This window comes from Actinoplanes sp. NPDC026670 (assembly GCF_040638175.1).
Classification (GTDB): Bacteria; Actinomycetota; Actinomycetes; order Mycobacteriales; family Micromonosporaceae; genus Actinoplanes.
This window is the reverse complement of the sequence record NZ_JBEZXU010000013.1, coordinates 108,582-124,083: the sequence shown is the minus strand read 5'-3', so window position 1 is coordinate 124,083 and position 15,502 is coordinate 108,582. Positions and strand designations below refer to the sequence as shown.

Here is a 15,502-nt window from a genome sequence, read left to right as displayed (position 1 = left end):
CAGCCGGTCACCTCCGTACATAGAGATGCCACGGCTGGAGGTTGCCGCTCGACGGCGCCCGGGTCGCCGCGGCCAGCACACGGTCGAGAACCGCCCGGCGGCTGTCGACTGCCTCGTACACATCCATGCTCCTCGGCCCCTTCCCCCGGATCAGGGTGACAGAACGGGATCGGCCGGATGCCCCGCGGAGGCATCCGGCCGATGGGCCGTGCGGATCAGGCGAAGCGGAACCAGTCGAGGTCGAGGACGTCGGCGGCGTCGTTGGCCCGGGGCACGACGGTGATCGAGGTGACGCCGGCCGGCAGATTGCTCACGTTGAAGGCGATCTCCCGGAAGCTGGTCACCGAGCCGGTGCCGAGCAGGCCAGGCGCCGCGATCACCGGACCGGAGGCGGAGCCGGCGTGAAACTCGAGGGTGAACGCCTGGTTGGTGGGCCGGTTCGAGGAGTAACGGAACACCACCTGGCCGGGGGTGCGCCCGCCGAACGCGACACCGTCGTAGCGGGCCCAGTCACCGTTGTTGAGCGAGCTGAGCCGCCCGGACGTGACAGTCGTGCCGCTGTGGCCGTCCCGCGACTCCGCCTCGATCGTGGCGAAGGCGTCCCGGTTACCCGACGGCGGTGTCGTCGGTGGCGTGGTGGGTGTCGTGCCTCCGCCCCAGTTCGCGCCGCGGCCGGAGAGCGTGCCGTTCACGAAGACCGAATTCTGCAGCTCCCGCTTGAACGCGCCCAGGATGTTCGCGTTGTCCTGGACCCGGCTGTTGCCCCAATAGCCGTCGGTGCAGTCCGGCGCGCCCGCCGAGGCCCCCGGCGGACAGCTGAACTGGGCGATCGCCTCCCAGTCGCTGTTGATGTAGGAGACACCGCGCAGCACGTCGGTGTTGCGGTTGACGTAGGCGAAGAACTGGTCGTACCAGCTGCTGACCGCAGTCCAGTCGCCGCCGAGGGAGACCCGGTTGTTGCGGTTCACGCAGGACGCGTCGAGCTGGGCGGTCCGGTACGCCTGCGGTGCCGACTCGGAGATCACGGCCGGCTTCGCATGGGCCCGCGCGAAGTTCAGCACCCGGTCGTAGAGCACGGTCGGCGTGCTGGTCGGGGTGTCGCAGGCCCACTGGTGCCGCCGGTAGGTGGCATCCCAGTAGAAGGTGCTCATCCCGACGTAGTCGACCACGTCGTCACCCGGATACCAGTCGGCCAGATGGCTGGGGTTACTGAAGTCGAACCGGTATTCGGCCGGTCCGTCCTTGACGTAGCTGGCCGTCTGCCACACCGTCTTCACGTTCGTGGCGCCCAGGGTGGTGATGCGCTGCTTCACCACCCGGAACGCCGCCTTGAAGAAGTCGGTGTTGTAGCAGTTCCACGGCCCGTCGAACTCGTAGCCGACCCGCAGATACACCTGCCGCCCGGTGTTCTTCAACCAGCTGATCAGGTTGTCCAGGTTCTGCCGGTACTGCTGACCGAGCTGACCGGCGATGTCGGCGTCGTTGCGGCCGATGATCGCCCGCAGCGGCTGGTTGGCGCAGCCCGGGTTGTCGGCCAGGTAGAGACCGACCGCGACGGCCGCGCCCGGATACTCGGCCAGCGTCTGGCTGAAATTGAACACGTTGCCGTTGAGGTTGCAGGTGACGGTCAGGCCGTTACAGGCGTTCGGCGAGATGTTGGTGTAGAGGGTGACGCCGCCCGGACGCGGGAACGCCGCGTCACGGTCGAGGACCTGCTGCTTGAAGGCGGTCAGGTCGGGGGTGGTCTGCCCGGCGAAGAAAGTGATCCTCCCCGGCGGAATCGCCGCTTCCGCGGCCGGTGCAAAACCCCAAGCCAGCATGGGTACGGCGGCCGCGGCGGCCAGAACTCTGCGGAACACTCTGCATTTCTCCTAACAGGTTGTGACGAACCGTTGAGCCGTCAGGCCGGCGCAGAACGACGAGCGGGCGGCCTGGTACTGCGACAACCGGCCGTCGGCGAACCAGGTCGAGTTGACGGGGAAGTCGAAGCTGCCGTCCGGGATGCCGTCCCAGCCGTACCGGAAATCGAGGTTTATGTAGGTGACGGCCTTGATCACCTGGCTGAGGTCGTGGCTGCCGGACGTGTTGGGGATGGGCCCGGAGTAGTTCGTCAGGCCGAAGAGCCGTTTCACCCACAGGTCGCCGCGTGCTGGTTCCAGACCGCGGGTGTCGGTGTCGGCGGTGAAGTTCATCAGCCCGGACTCCGACACGATCATCGGCTTGCCGTGGTCCTTGGCGAACTTCATCATCTTCAGGACGTTGCCGTCGTAATCCCAGTTCTTCCACACGGCGGCCGGGTTGCCCCAGCTGTCGGTGCCGATGTACGCGTTACGGCACTGCAGCGCGGCGACGTCGTAGTTCTGCGGCGGAGTGCCGTTGTACAGGTAGCCGTTGTCGTGGATCGGCAGGCACAACTCGTGGGCGAAGACCGAGACGCCGATCCAGTCGGTGACCGCGTCGCCCGGGTACATCTGCTCGTACTCGCCGCGTACCGGGTGGAACACGTAGGTGACGTTGTCCTGCCGCTTACGGCTGTCGATCAGCGCCTTGAGCCTGGCGAACGCCTGCTTGTACGAGTCGCAGGACGCCGTCGTGCAGTGGTAGAAGCCGGACACCTCGTAGTCGAGACGCAGGAAGAACCTCGCCCGCGGGTACGCGTTGACGAAGTCGGTCAGCTGGTTGAACCGGTCGGTGTGCTGTCCGGCCGCGAGCTCCGCGGTGACCTGCCGGGAGCGGGCCGCTTTGGCCTGTTCGTCGCCGCCGGTCCAGCCGGGCGGGTTGTCCTTCCAGGAGACGCCGATCTGGATCGCCTTGCCCTGCTGGGCGAGGAAGGTGGCGTAGTCACGGTGTCCGGAGTTGACCCAGGTACCGGACTTCACCTCGTAGTAGACGGAGCCGCCACTGGGCGCGGCGGCGAAGGACGTGTAGTCGTCCCACGCGGTTCTCGTGGACTGCCCGATGAACAACAGCCGGCCGTCCGTGGGGGCGAACGTCGCGGCCCCGGCCGGCGATTGCCCACCGACGAGGGCCGCTACCAGGACGCCGGCGGCGGCGAGACCGGCGAGTGAGTTGCGAGACATGCCGGTACCGTACGAACGGGTAGATGAACTTCGAAGTGTTTTCGAAACATCCCGTTCATTTACCAGCACCGCCCAACCCCGGTCCCTGGGGCTCTCGCCATGCCCGCCCGGCCCGCAGATCCCGGGCTGTCGCCGCTACCGCCCGGCCCGTGGGTCTCCGGGCGGTAGCCGTTACCGGCCGGGTCGCGGGTCTCCGGGCGGTAGCCGTTACCGGCCGGGTCGCGTGTTCCCCGGGCGGTCGCTGTAACCGGCTGGCCCGCGGGTCTCGGGCTCTCGCTGTGACCGGCCGGGCCGTGGATCAAGGGTGGGAGGTGGTCTCCTGTTCGTAGCGGCGGATCAAGGCGGCCAGGCGGATGATCGGGTCCAGGACGCGATCGGGCTTGCGGGACCGGAACAGCCGGCCGGTGCCGATTAGAGCGCGCTCGTCCTTCTCGACCGTGTTGAGCGCCCCGCGGCCGATGATTCCCTGGGCCAGCGCCCATTTCCGGAACTCCGGCGACGGCCTACTCGGAAAGACCATCCACGCGGTACGGGGGTTGCCGCCCAAGCGGTAGTCGAAGATGACGAACCGCACGCCGTCAAGCGTGCCCCCGAGCACCGACCAGGCTGCCGGGCTGGAGCTGAAATGGACCTGATGGCGCCATGTCTCCAGCAGTTCGGTGTCGACCTCGGTGAAGCTCCACCCGTCCCGGCGGCCAAGTGCGATCCGGTCGTCGAGCGGAGCCGCCGGGTCGGTGCCGCGGTCGCTGCGGACCAGAAACCCGCCGGTGACCGTCAGCAGCAGGCCCAGGCCGGCCAGGGCGCCACCCTTGAACTGGTTGGCGCGGCGCTGACCCGCCAGGTCCAGAGTCGTGCTGTCGCCGTCGGAGTAGGTGACGCACTCGTCACCCGCGCTCATCTCGCTGCCGCCGCAGTCGACCGAGTCGCTGAGCAGCCACAGGCCGCCGGAGACCAGCATCACCAGCCCCGCCACCAGGATGAACCACGATTGTCGACCCGCTCGCCGTTTGGCCATGACGTCCTCCCCGTGAAAACGGCCCCGGTGCCCGGAGCCGGGTCACCCTACCGGGACACGCCCCGGCCCGGATGCCCCGGACGATCAGGCGTCGCGGCGGGCGAAGCTGATCGCGCCCGCCGTCAGTGCCAGCAGCACATAGCCGGCCGTCACCGCAGCGGCGCCGCCCTGCGAGAGCAGGTACGGATGGTTGCCGCCGGCCAGTTGCGGGGTCAGGTTGGGCAGCAGGACCGAGGCGAGCCGCAACTGCCACACCGTCGGCAGGAAGTGGGCGAAGATCGGCGCCACCAGGACGAGCGCGCCGATGACGGTCAGGGCCGCGGCAGTGGACCGGACGACAGCACCCACCCCCATCGCCACCAGGCAGGTGACCGTGACGATCAGGGTCGCGCTGAGCACCGTCGGAATCGCATCGATCCACTGTGGCCATGGGTTGATCGGTTTCGGCCGGTCACCGAGCAGCAGCCGCGCGTCGGCGAACGCGAGCAGGGCGAACAGCGCGCCGCAGCCCAGCCCGACGAGCCCCGCGACCGTCGCCTTGGCGCCCAGCAGCAGGCGGCGCTGCGGCACCGCGAGCATCGCCGGGCCGATCGAACGGGTGGCGAACTCACTGGTGACCAGCATGGCGCCGATCGCGCCGACGAAGAACATCACGAACGGCATGGTCACCACGGTCGGATCGGCGGTCTCGAAGTTGGCCCGATCAGCCGGGGTGGCCGCGTCATACGCGCTCACCAGCATGAACAGGATCAGCGCGCCCAGCCCGGTGGCGGCAGTCCCGCCGGCCAGGAACGCCCACGTCGACCGGAGGCTGCGCACCTTCATCCACTCGGCGGCCACCGCGTCGGGCCAGGTGCGATCCATCAGTTCTGCTCCTTGTACTCGGTGGCTGAGCTGGTCATCTGGAGGTAGACGTCTTCGAGGGTGGCGCTGCGCGGGGTCAGCGCGTGGATCGGGATCGCGGCGGCCGCGGCGGCGTCACCGATCGCCGGAGCGTCCACACCCACCGCGACCAGATCGCCGTCAGTCGTCGCGCTGACCGTGGCGCCGAGCCGGGCCAGGACTCCGGTGAGCTCGGCCGGGCGCGGCGTGCGGACCAGGACGTCTCGCTCGAACCGGGCCCGCATCTCGGTCACCGACGTGTCCTCGATCAGCCGGCCCCTGCCGATGATCAGGACCCGGTCGACGGTGAGCGCCATCTCGCTCATCAGGTGGCTGGACAGCAGCACCGTGCGGCCCTCCGCGGCCAGCGACCGCAGCGTCGACCGGATCCACCTGATCCCGGCCGCGTCGAGACCGTTGACCGGCTCGTCGAGCAGGACCACCGCCGGATCGCCGAGCAGGGCGCCGGCGATGCCGAGCCGCTGGCGCATGCCGAGCGAGAACCCGCCGACCCGCTTGCGGGCCACGCTCTCGAGGCCGACCTGCTGGAGCACGGCGCACACCCGGTCGCGGCCGATGCCGTTGCTGCGGGCCAGGCAGGCCAGGTGGGTGAAGGCGCTGCGGCCCGGGTGGGCGGCGTCCGCGTCGAGGACCGCGCCGACCTCGTGCAGCGGCCGCCGGATCCGGTCGTAGCGCCGCCCGTTGATCAGGGCCTCGCCGGAGGTGGGCCGGTGCAGGCCGAGCATCATCCGCATCGTGGTGGACTTGCCCGCGCCGTTGGGCCCGAGGAATCCGGTCACCGCACCCGGGCGGACCTCGAAGGACAACCCGTCGACAGCCGTCGTCGGTCCATATCGCTTGGTCAGCTCCCGTAGCTCGATCATGCGTCCCATGGTGTCGGCCGGGGAAGGGTGCGCGAGTCTGACCGAGGTCGGAACCTCGGGTATGACCTGGGTCAGACGCGCTGCCGGGCCGCACCTGGATAGCTTGGGCGCGTGAAACGGATCCAGCACTCCGAGGTTCGCGGCAGGCTTGTCGACGCGGCTGCCGTCGTGGTGCTGACCTATCAGATCATCGCCGCGGCCCTCGACCCGCCGGGCCCGGCGTATGGCGGGCCAGTCGCGCTGGTGTGGCTGGCCGGCGCTGCGGCCGGGCTGCCTCTCGTGCTGCGGCGTCGCTGGCCGGCGCCGGTGTTCGCGGTCGTGACCACCGTCGCCGCGATCGCCACCGCCACCGGTGTCGTCGGCTTCGGCGTCATCTTCCTGGTCTGGATGCCGGTCGCGGTTGCGGCCTACAGCGCGGCTGCGGTGACCGCCTGGTCCCCGGCGCTGCTCCTGCTGGCGGCCGGGCTCGCCGCGCCCGCCGTGACGATTCCATGGCTCTACCTGCGCACCGGGGTCACACCCGCTTCCGCCCCACAGAGCGAGGCGCCACTGTGGTGGCAGGTGGAGACCGGCATCGCCGTCGTCGTCATCGCCCTCGCGTGGGCCGCCGGCCGGCTCGTCCTGTGGCGGCGCACGCTGCAGACCGAGGAGGCCTTGCGGATGGCTCGGGACGCGGTCGCCGACGAGAGGCTCCGGATCGCCCGCGAGCTGCACGACATCGTCGGGCACAGCCTGAGCCTGATCACGGTGAAGGCGACCGTCGCCAACCACCTGGCCGAGGAGAGACCCGCCGAGACGAGGGCCGCGTTGCAGACGATCGAGAAGACCAGCCGATCGGCGCTCACCGAGATCCGGCGGCTGCTCGACGTGCTGCGCGACGACGGCGAGCCAGCCGGCCTCACTCCCGCGCCAGGTGCCGCCGACCTTCCTGAGCTCGTGGAGCGGATGCGGTCCGCCGCGCTCCAGATCGATCTTGACCTTGATCTTGCCGGGGGTCTGCCGACGGCGGTCGGGCTCACCGTCTACCGCATCGTTCAGGAGTCTCTGACCAATGTGGTCAAACACTCCGGCGCGAGCCGCTGCCGGGTCGCGGTGCGGTCTCACAGAGGTGAGGTCCACATCGAGGTGACCGATGACGGGCAGGGGCAGGCGCCGTCCCGCCGGCGGCGCACCGGCCAGGGGCTGATCGGTATGCGCGAACGTGTTTCGATGTACGGCGGCCGGCTCGCCACCGGCGCCGATCCGGAAGGCGGGTTCCGGGTGACCGCCGTCATCCCCTACACACCGACCGAGGAGGACGCATGATCGCGGTCATTTCCGAGGTATCAGCCGAGGAGGGCCCGTGACCGCCGTCATTCCCTACACCGACCGAGGAGGACGCGTGATCGCGGTCATTCCCGACCTATCAGCTGAGGAGGACGCGTGACCGACGCCCAGCCCGCGCCGGACATCAGAGTGCTGCTCGCCGACGATCATCCGCTGATGCGGGAGAGTTTCCGGGCGCTGCTCGACGCCTCGCCGGGACTCACCACGGTCGGTGAGGCCGGCACCGGCGCCGAGGCCGTTCGCGAGGCCCGGCGCCTGCAACCCGACGTGATCCTGATGGACGTGCGGATGCCCGAGATGGACGGCATCGAGGCGACCCGGCAGATCTGCGCCGACCCGGACACCGCCGCCGTGCGGGTGCTCATCCTGACCACCTTCGACCTCGACGAGTATGTGTATGCCGCGCTTCAGGCCGGCGCCAGCGGCTTCCTGGTGAAGGACGCCACCGCCGCCGAGCTGCTCAGCGGCGTCCGGCTGGTGGCCGCGGGCGAGGCGCTGCTCGCGCCACGGGCCACCCGCCGGTTGATCGACGCTTTCACCGGAAGGTCCTCCTCTGGTGTGCCGTCCGGCCTCGAAACGATCACCGACCGGGAACGCGAGGTGCTGTCCCTGATCGCCGCTGGCCTATCCAACACCGAGATCGCCGAGCATCTGTACCTGGGCGTCGGCACTGTGAAGACGCACATCGGGCGCCTGCTGCACAAGCTGGCCGCCCGCGACCGCGCCCAGCTGGTGATCGCCGCCTACGAGTCGGGGCTGGTCACCGTCCGCGGCCGTCGAGACCTGAGGTGACCTACCCACGATCTTGTTGAATTCGGGCACACCCCTGTCTCGCGGAAATCTACAAGATCGCGGCGGGCAAACGTCTGCGCGGGGTAGCCGGCGTCGCCACATGGACCGGCGAGCAGTGCGCTCGTGACCTCACTCTTAATGTCTGATTGACGTAAACTTGGCTGAAGTGTCGGAATGCCCGCGGTGTCCCGATCGGGCCCGCGCGCACTTACTGTGCATCTGACATCAAGTTACCGTCGGCGCATGAACGAACTTCGATGGAAGTCGTCGCCGGTCCTCTTCCTCACCGCTCTCGATCTGGAGTACGAGGCCGTTCGCGATCAGCTCAGCGACATCAGGCGGAGCCCGTCGGTGTCGGGCACGAGGTTCGAGATCGGCGCACTGCCCGGAGGGGCCGGTGACGCGATCCTCGTCCTCACCGGCATGGGCAACCACTCCTCGGCGGTGATCACCGAGCGGGCCGTCAACTTCTTCAAGCCCGCGGCAGTTCTCCTCGTCGGAGTGGCCGGCCGGCTGAAGCCGAAGGTGAACCTGGGCGACGTCGTCGTGGCCACGCACGTCTACGCCTACCACGGCGCCGCGGCCCGGGCCGGTGGTCTCGTCTCCCGGCCCCGGGTCTGGGACATCGACCACGGCATCGAACAGGCTGCCCACCAGTTGAGCCGCCGATCCGAACGGGTGTCGCCGGACGCGCCGCGAGTGCACTTCGGGCCGGTCGCCTCGGGCGAGATCCTTCATGACGCGCCGGCATCGGACCCGCTGAGCTGGATCAGGAAGCACTACGAGGACGCGGTCGCCATCGAGATGGAGGCGGCCGGGGTCGCGAAAGCCGGCCAGCTCAACCGCATTGCAGGTGCGGTGATCCGCGGTGTCAGTGACCTCGCGGATGGCACGAAAGCGCAGACCGACGGAGCTGACTGGCAGTCTCGTGCGGCCCGGAACGCCGCAGTCTTCGCGACCGCCCTGGCAGCGGATCTGGCCAGTGACCGGCCTGCGGAGACAGCGGCGGCCGGTGCGGCGGAGCTGGCGGGTGACCGGCCTGCGGAGACAGCGGCGGCCGGTGCGGCGGAGCTGGCGGGTGACCGGCCCGCGGAGGCAGCGACGGCCGGTGCGGCGAGGCTGGCGGGTGACCGGCCTGCGGAGACAGCGGCGGCTGATGCGGACGAATCCACGATCCGCGTCCAGGTGAGCGGCGGCAGCCATGGCGCCGTGGCCGGGATCATCCATGGTGGAGTGCGCAACTCGCACCACCGTGGCGAACGGGGGTGGCCGTGAGCCAGGAGCCCGGCGCGAAGGTCCACACCGAGGGCGGCAGCCACGGCGCGGTGGCCGGCACCATTCACGGCGGCGTGCACAACTACCTGCTCCTCCCGCCACCGGACGCGTCGGCCGAGGAGAAGTTCGAATCGGCCCGCCGGTTCCTCGGATGCGGGCAGGCGACGACGGCCCGGCGGCTGCTCAACGAGGTGATCGCGGCAGATCCCGACGCGGGCGACGTCTGCTTCTACTGGCTTCTCGCCTTCTTCAGCGGGCGCACCTACGAGGAACTGTCAGCCGAGGACCGGGAACAGGTGTCGACCGAGCTCAAACGCATCATGGAGTTGCCGCGGGACAGATGGTCGGCCGGGATCGCCGTCATCGACCGCCTGGTGTCGGCCGGCCGGGCGCGGGCCGGTCAGCCAGCCGGGCCGACCGGCCTCGAGGCGGATCTCGACAGACTCCCCCGGGAGATCAACGCCGGGATCAGGCGGCACCTGGAACGGCTGATCCAGGGGTCCCTCAAGGACGAACTGTGGGACCAGGACGTCGAGCAGGCGAGGCTCGGCCAGAAAGCCGGCAACCGGGAGACGCGGGCCTGGAAGTTCTTCGAGCCCGACCCGAGACCGCCGAGGATCTGCCGGGTGCCCGGGCCCGATGTCACAGCATTCGGACGGCTGCTCCTCGCCGCCGCGGTGCTGTCCGCGATCGGGGCGCTGGGCACCCTGTCGTCACTGGTGGTGCGGCGATCCGACGACCCCGCTCTGCTCGCCCTGGCGGTCGCGGCAGTCGCGGCCGGGGTAACCGCGGCCCTCGGGGTCGAATGGCGCTATCGCAGCGACCGGTTGCGGGCTGCCGAGCAGGAACGCCGGACGATCCGTTCCAGCCGGAACGCCCTGCGCCCGGGTGGCTTCGCCGATCGGGTGAATCAGCTGTACCTCCGGCATCTCCGGCGGAACGCCCCCGCCGACGACCGGGACCGGGCCGACTGGCTGTCCGGCGCCTACGTCCCGCTGTGCCGTCTCCGCGACGATCTGGTGGAGGCCTATCGCGAGCAGCGGATCGGCGCCGACGAGATCGAGTGGCTCATCCGGTTCCAGGTGAAGGATCTGCGGGGACGATGGCTGAACGGGGAGGCCCTCGATCCGCGCCGCACTGTGCCGGCCGGTCTGCCGCTCGGCGTCCTGACCGGCATCGTCGTCTCAGCCGCCGGCCTGATCTGGGCGGCGCAGTCCGCGTTCCGGGCGGAGGCCGCTCTCACCTTCGGCGCCCTTCTGGCGTTCGCGTTCGCCGGTGTGGTGCTGGTGGTGCACGGCATCCGGATCATGGCGGAGGTGAAGTTCGCCCGCGCCGCCGGTTTCGACCGGGAGTTGCGGCTCGACCGGTACGGGGTCGAGTACCGGCGCTGGCAGCAGGTGCTGGCGGACCGGCCGGCGGAGATGGAGATGGCCCAGTGGCTCGACTGCGACAGGCGGCTCCTGCTCGACATGGCACTCCGGAAATACCGGCTGAAGTGGAGTGACATCCACGCGTACGCCTCGCTGGAGGCACATGGCGGCAACAGTCGCAAGGCGCGGGTGCCGAACGGCCCCTGGCGGTACAAGCGGTACCAGATGCTGGTCTTCCTGCTCACCCCGGACGGGGTCCGCCAGCTCACCACCGAGCTGAACTTCGAGAAGGCGACGTTCCGCCACTGGGAACGCACCAACTATCGCTACGACGCGGTCGCCGCCGTCCACGTGTCGGTGCGTGACGACGAGGCGAGTGAGTTCCATCTGCTCCTCGTCAACGGCACCGACATCCAGGTCGACGTGACCGAGTACGGACGTCCGGGCGCCGGCGAGGACAAGCAGGTGCTCGCCGACGCGGCCGAGGACGTCAGCGGACTGCGGCACACCCTGTTCGTCCTGGAGGGTGTCGCGGCCGAGGGCCGGAGCTGGTGGGACGGCCCCGCGTATCGGCGTGCGACGGATGTCATCGGCTGAGGCCGGACGACCTTCGTGGGCCGCGGTGGTTTCGGACGTTCCGGCCCGGCCGAGGGGACGAGCCGACATCATGATCTCGGGCCTTGCCGGCCGCGCACGGCCGGAAAGGTGTTCGATCATGAGCTGGGTCCACCGCGTCGCCCCGAGGCTGGTAGCGGCGTTCGCCGTACCACTGGTGGTGCTGTGCATCGTCGGTGCTCTGGCCTATCGGAACACCGGCACGCTGGAGACGAACAGCGGTCAGGTGGTGCACACCTACCAGGTGCTGGAGGGGCTGGAACGGATCACCGGGGCGCTCAAGGACGCGGAGACCGGCCAGCGCGGCTATCTGATCACCGGTGAGGAGACGTATCTCGCGCCGTACACCGCGGCGTCCGAAGCGGTCACCGGGCTGATCGACGACGTCGCGAAACTCACCGCTGACAATCCGCAGCAGCAGGACCGCATCGGGCAGCTCCGGCCGCTGGTGCAGGCCAAGTTCGACGAGCTGGCGGAGACGATCGGGCTGCGCCGGACCGCCGGGTTCGCGGCTGCGCGGGACGTGGTGCTGACCAACAAGGGCAAGGCGGTCATGGACGAGATCCGGACCGTGCTGAGCGACCTGGGACAGGCGGAGTCCAGCCTGCTCACGGTGCGGGCGGCCTCGACCGCGGACACTGCCGACACCTCCCGGACGGCGGTCATCGCCGGTGTCCTGGTGGCCGCTCTTCTCGTGGTGCTCCTCGCCTGGCTGCTGGCCCGCAGCATCCTCCAGCCACTGGCCCGGCTGACCGGGCGGCTGGCGGAGATCGCCGACGGCGAAGGCGACCTGACGAACCGGGTCGACGAGTCCCGGCGGGACGAGTTCGGCACGCTCGGAGCGACGTTCAACAGGTTCGTGGCGAAACTGGCGGCCATCATCGCGCAGATCGGCGAGCAGGCGACCTCCCTGGCCGCGGCGAGCGAACAGTTGTCGGCCGGTACCCGGCACATCGCCGGCTCCGCCGAGCAGACCTCCCGCGAGGTCGGCGGTGTCGCCGGGTCCACCGAGGCGATGAGCAGCGCCCTGGCCACCGTGGCCGCGGGGGCGGAGGAGATGGGCGCCTCGATCCGGGAGATCGCCACCAGCACGTCCGACGCCAGTCAGGCCGGCGTCGAGGCGGTACGTGTCGCGGAGGAGGCGAGCCGGACCGTCATGACGCTCGGCCAGTCCTCGGCCGAGATCACCAACGTGGTCAACCTGATCACCGCCATCGCCGAGCAGACCAACCTGCTCGCCCTCAACGCCACCATCGAGGCGGCCCGCGCCGGGGAGTCCGGCAAGGGTTTCGCCGTGGTCGCCAGCGAGGTCAAGGACCTCGCCCAGGAGACCGCACGGGCCACCGAGGACATCAGCAAGCGCGTCATGGACATCCAGCGCAGCGCGTCCGCCACGAGCGAGGCGATCAGCCGGGTGACGGAGATCGTCGCCCGGGTCAACGACTACCAGACCACCATCGCGTCGGCGGTCGAGGAGCAGACCGCGACCACCTCCGAGATGTCCCGCAATGTCACCGAGGCGTCCTCCAGCAGCCGTGAAGTCTCGAACAGCCTGTCCACCGTCTCCTCAGCGGTGGCCGAGACCTCGACGGCGATCATCTCCTCGGAGCAGGCGGTGGCCGAGCTCGCCCGGATGAGCGGAACCCTCCATGGCCTGGTCGGCCAGTTCAAGTACTAGCGACGCCACTGGGCGGACGGGATCAGGGGGAGTGCGGCCGGGCGTTCGACGGTGGTGGTCAGGGTGATCCGGCGGCCGGAAGTGGCCGATTCGAGCAGGGCCGTCATGGCGTCCAGCACGTGCAGGGCCAGCGCGCCGCTCGCCCGTGGCTGAGCGGACGTCAGCATGTCGAGCAGGCCGATGCCGCGGGAGGCGTCGGCGTAGCCGGCCGACGGGGGAAGGGTCTGCCAGCCGGCGCCGTCCAGCGGGAACAGGCGTACGTCGCCGCTGAAGTGGTTGGGGTCGGGGACCTCGATGGTTCCGGTTTCGCCGTGCACCTCGATCGGGGCGGCCGTCGTCCGGACCGCGTCGAAACTCGTCGTGATCGTCGACAGGGCGCCGCCCGCATGGTGCAGCACCCCTGTCACGTGGGTGTCGACCTCGACCGGGATGCGTTCGCCGGCGCGCGGCCCGTCGCCGATCACACGGGAGCCGCGCAGGCGGGAGGCGGCGCCGGTGACGGCCTCGATCGGGCCGAGCAGGTGGACCAGCGCGGTCAGGTAGTACGGGCCCATGTCCAGCAGCGGCCCACCGCCGGGCCGGTAGTAGAAGTCGGGCTGGTGATGCCACCGTTCGTGCCCGGGTGTGGCCATCACCGCGACCGCCGACAGTGGACGCCCGATGACGCCGGCGTCGACGGCTGCGCGGGCGGTCTGCACCCCGGTGCCGAGGACCGTGTCGGGGGCGCACCCGATCGTCACACCGTGTGATGCGGCCTGGTCGAGCAGGGTTCGCGCGGTGGACATCTCGGAGGTGAGCGGCTTCTCCCCGTACACCTGCCTGGTTTTGGAAACGGCGGCGGACGCGATCGAAGCATGCGCGGCCGGGACGGTGAGGTTGAGGATCGTCGCGATGCTGTCGTCGTTCAACAGGTCGCCGACCGGCAGGGCGCGGCAGCCGGGGATGCCGTCGGCGGTCTTCGCCGCCCGCGCGGCGTCGAGGTCGGCGACCGCCGCGATGGTCACCGCAGGATGGTCACGCAGGGTTTCCAGGTAGGCGCCGGAGATCCATCCGGCGCCTACGATGCCGATGCGGTGCGGCTCGCCCACAGCATGCCCCTTTCGATGACGGTACGGACGGACGCGTTCCGCAGAACGTCGAGGCTGTGCCCGGGTGTCGTGACGACGATGCGGCCGGCGCCCCACCGCCTGGTCCAGATCGCCGGCGAGGTGATCGGCCGGTGCCACGGATGCCACGGCTGGACCGGGTGGGTGGTGGTGGCGAGGACGTCGACGAGGTCGTCGTGCAGCACCCAGTACTGCTCGGTGGTAAGGGTGAAATCGGTCAGCCCGGCGGTGATCGGGTGGTCGCGACCGAGCTCGGTGATCTCCACGGTGTGGGTGAGGAAGTTGTCGGTCTCGTCGCCGGCCCGGCAGGTGGGTTCCTTGCCGGGGTGGGTGGCGAACTGTCCGCCGACCAGTTGCAGGTAGTCCGACGAGGCGCGGAAGGAGTCGGCGATGCCGCCGTGCCAGCCGGTGAAACCGGTGCCGGCGGCCACCGCCGCCCGCAGCCCGGCCAGTGCCTCCGGACCGATCGACGACATGGTCACGCACTGCACGATGAGATCGGTCTCGGACATGACCGCCGGGTCGGCGTAGATCTCAGGGGAGTCGTGGACGGTGATGCCGAAGCCGTGCTGTTTCAGGAACGGGAGGAAGAGTTCGGTGGCTTCAACGGGGCGGTGACCGTCCCAGCCGCCGCGGACCACCAGAGCTTCAGCCAATTTCGCCCACCTCGATGACAGGGTTGGTCAACGTGCCGAGTTCCGCCGACGTTATCTCGACCGTGTCGCCGGGGCGTACCGAGAAATCCACGTCCGGCACCATGCCGGTGCCGGTCAGCAGCACCGCGCCGGCCGGGAAACTCAGGGCGCGGAACAGCCAGCCGGCCAGATCCTCGAAGCTGCGGGCCATCGCCGAGGTGGAGGTCGTCGCGGCGTAGGCGGTCCGGCCGTCGCGCAGCACCCGCAGCCCGATGTCGAACGGGCCGGGGCCGGCCGACCAGATCGGCACGATCGCCGGGCCCACCGCGCAGGCCCGATCGTAGATCTTGGCCTGGGGCAGGTAGAGCGGGTTCTCGCCCTCGATCGACCGGCTGCTCATGTCGTTGCCCAGGGTGTAGCCGAACACCTCGCCGGCCGCGTTGAGGACCAGGCCGACCTCGGCTTCGGGCACGTCCCAGCCGGAGTCGGCGCGGATCCCGACCGCCTCGCCGTCGCCGACGACCCGCCACGGGCTGGCCTTGAAGAAGATTTCCGGCCGTTCACCCGTGTAGACGTGTTCGTAGAGCGACCCGTGCCCGGACTCCTCCCGACGCCCGTCACGGCTGCGCCGGTAGGTCACCCCGGCCGCCCAGACCTCCTGCCGGTCGAGGGGCGGGAGGGTGGGCCCGGGCCGGAACCGGACCCGGGAGGCGGCCTCGACGGCGGCTCGCGCCCGGTCCACCGGCATGGCGAGCAGATCGGCGAGCGTGTGATCGATTTCGGCCCATGCGCCGTCGTGGCACACAGCCCAGCCGTCCCGCAGGTGGTGGAGAGAGATCGGCAC

At 69.9% G+C, this 15,502-nt stretch carries 14 protein-coding genes; 5 read left to right on the top strand and 9 right to left on the bottom strand.

Going from position 1 to position 15,502, the window contains the following annotated elements; all coding sequences use genetic code 11:
* Positions 1-7: 7 nt before the first annotated feature.
* The 6 genes from AB0E94_RS15360 to AB0E94_RS15335 all read right to left on the bottom strand — a co-directional run bounded on the left by AB0E94_RS15360 (position 8) and on the right by AB0E94_RS15335 (position 5,861).
* On the bottom strand, positions 8-127 hold the full coding sequence (locus tag AB0E94_RS15360) for a nitroreductase family protein (protein ID WP_360326537.1): 120 nt from the start codon (positions 125-127) through the stop codon (positions 8-10).
* 88 nt (positions 128-215) lie between these two features.
* Positions 216-1,859 carry a carbohydrate-binding protein gene (locus AB0E94_RS15355; protein WP_360326535.1) on the bottom strand — a complete coding sequence of 548 codons (1,644 nt, stop codon included), beginning with the start codon at positions 1,857-1,859 and terminating at the stop codon, positions 216-218.
* 12 nt (positions 1,860-1,871) lie between these two features.
* Positions 1,872-3,080 (bottom strand): hypothetical protein, encoded by a 1,209-nt coding sequence (locus AB0E94_RS15350; RefSeq protein WP_360326534.1) that lies wholly within the window; start codon positions 3,078-3,080, stop codon positions 1,872-1,874.
* A gap of 298 nt (positions 3,081-3,378) precedes the next feature.
* Entirely contained in the window at positions 3,379-4,095 is a 717-nt protein-coding gene (locus AB0E94_RS15345) for a hypothetical protein (RefSeq protein WP_360326532.1), read from the bottom strand.
* Positions 4,096-4,179: 84 nt separating this feature from the next.
* Positions 4,180-4,959 (bottom strand): ABC transporter permease, encoded by a 780-nt coding sequence (locus AB0E94_RS15340; RefSeq protein WP_360326530.1) that lies wholly within the window; start codon positions 4,957-4,959, stop codon positions 4,180-4,182.
* Positions 4,959-5,861 (bottom strand): ATP-binding cassette domain-containing protein, encoded by a 903-nt coding sequence (locus AB0E94_RS15335; protein ID WP_360326528.1) that lies wholly within the window; start codon positions 5,859-5,861, stop codon positions 4,959-4,961. The genes AB0E94_RS15340 and AB0E94_RS15335 overlap by 1 nt, the downstream gene beginning before the upstream one ends.
* Before the next feature lie 111 nt (positions 5,862-5,972).
* Between AB0E94_RS15335 and AB0E94_RS15330 the strand changes: the two genes are divergently transcribed.
* From AB0E94_RS15330 to AB0E94_RS15310, 5 genes are all read left to right on the top strand, one after another.
* Positions 5,973-7,166 carry a sensor histidine kinase gene (locus AB0E94_RS15330; RefSeq protein ID WP_360326526.1) on the top strand — a complete coding sequence of 398 codons (1,194 nt, stop codon included), beginning with the start codon at positions 5,973-5,975 and terminating at the stop codon, positions 7,164-7,166.
* A 117-nt stretch (positions 7,167-7,283) separates the two neighbouring features.
* Positions 7,284-7,979, top strand: coding sequence for a response regulator transcription factor (locus AB0E94_RS15325; protein ID WP_360326525.1), 696 nt, complete (start codon positions 7,284-7,286; stop codon positions 7,977-7,979).
* A gap of 243 nt (positions 7,980-8,222) precedes the next feature.
* On the top strand, positions 8,223-9,254 hold the full coding sequence (locus AB0E94_RS15320) for a 5'-methylthioadenosine/S-adenosylhomocysteine nucleosidase (RefSeq protein WP_360326523.1): 1,032 nt from the start codon (positions 8,223-8,225) through the stop codon (positions 9,252-9,254).
* Positions 9,251-11,221, top strand: a complete 1,971-nt coding sequence (locus AB0E94_RS15315) for a hypothetical protein (RefSeq protein WP_360326521.1) — start codon at positions 9,251-9,253, stop codon at positions 11,219-11,221. Before AB0E94_RS15320 ends, AB0E94_RS15315 begins: the two co-directional genes overlap by 4 nt.
* 118 nt (positions 11,222-11,339) lie before the next feature.
* A complete protein-coding gene (locus tag AB0E94_RS15310; RefSeq protein ID WP_360326519.1) occupies positions 11,340-12,917 on the top strand; it encodes a CHASE3 domain-containing protein in 1,578 nt (525 codons plus the stop codon).
* Here AB0E94_RS15310 and AB0E94_RS15305 read toward each other — a convergent pair.
* The 3 genes from AB0E94_RS15305 to AB0E94_RS15295 are packed head-to-tail and all read right to left on the bottom strand — an operon-like array spanning position 12,914 to position 15,502.
* Positions 12,914-14,005 (bottom strand): Gfo/Idh/MocA family oxidoreductase, encoded by a 1,092-nt coding sequence (locus AB0E94_RS15305; protein ID WP_360326518.1) that lies wholly within the window; start codon positions 14,003-14,005, stop codon positions 12,914-12,916. The genes AB0E94_RS15310 and AB0E94_RS15305 overlap by 4 nt on opposite strands.
* Entirely contained in the window at positions 13,975-14,679 is a 705-nt protein-coding gene (locus AB0E94_RS15300; protein WP_360326516.1) for a ThuA domain-containing protein, read from the bottom strand. The genes AB0E94_RS15305 and AB0E94_RS15300 overlap by 31 nt, the downstream gene beginning before the upstream one ends.
* A complete protein-coding gene (locus AB0E94_RS15295; RefSeq protein WP_360326514.1) occupies positions 14,672-15,502 on the bottom strand; it encodes a fumarylacetoacetate hydrolase family protein in 831 nt (276 codons plus the stop codon). Before AB0E94_RS15295 ends, AB0E94_RS15300 begins: the two co-directional genes overlap by 8 nt.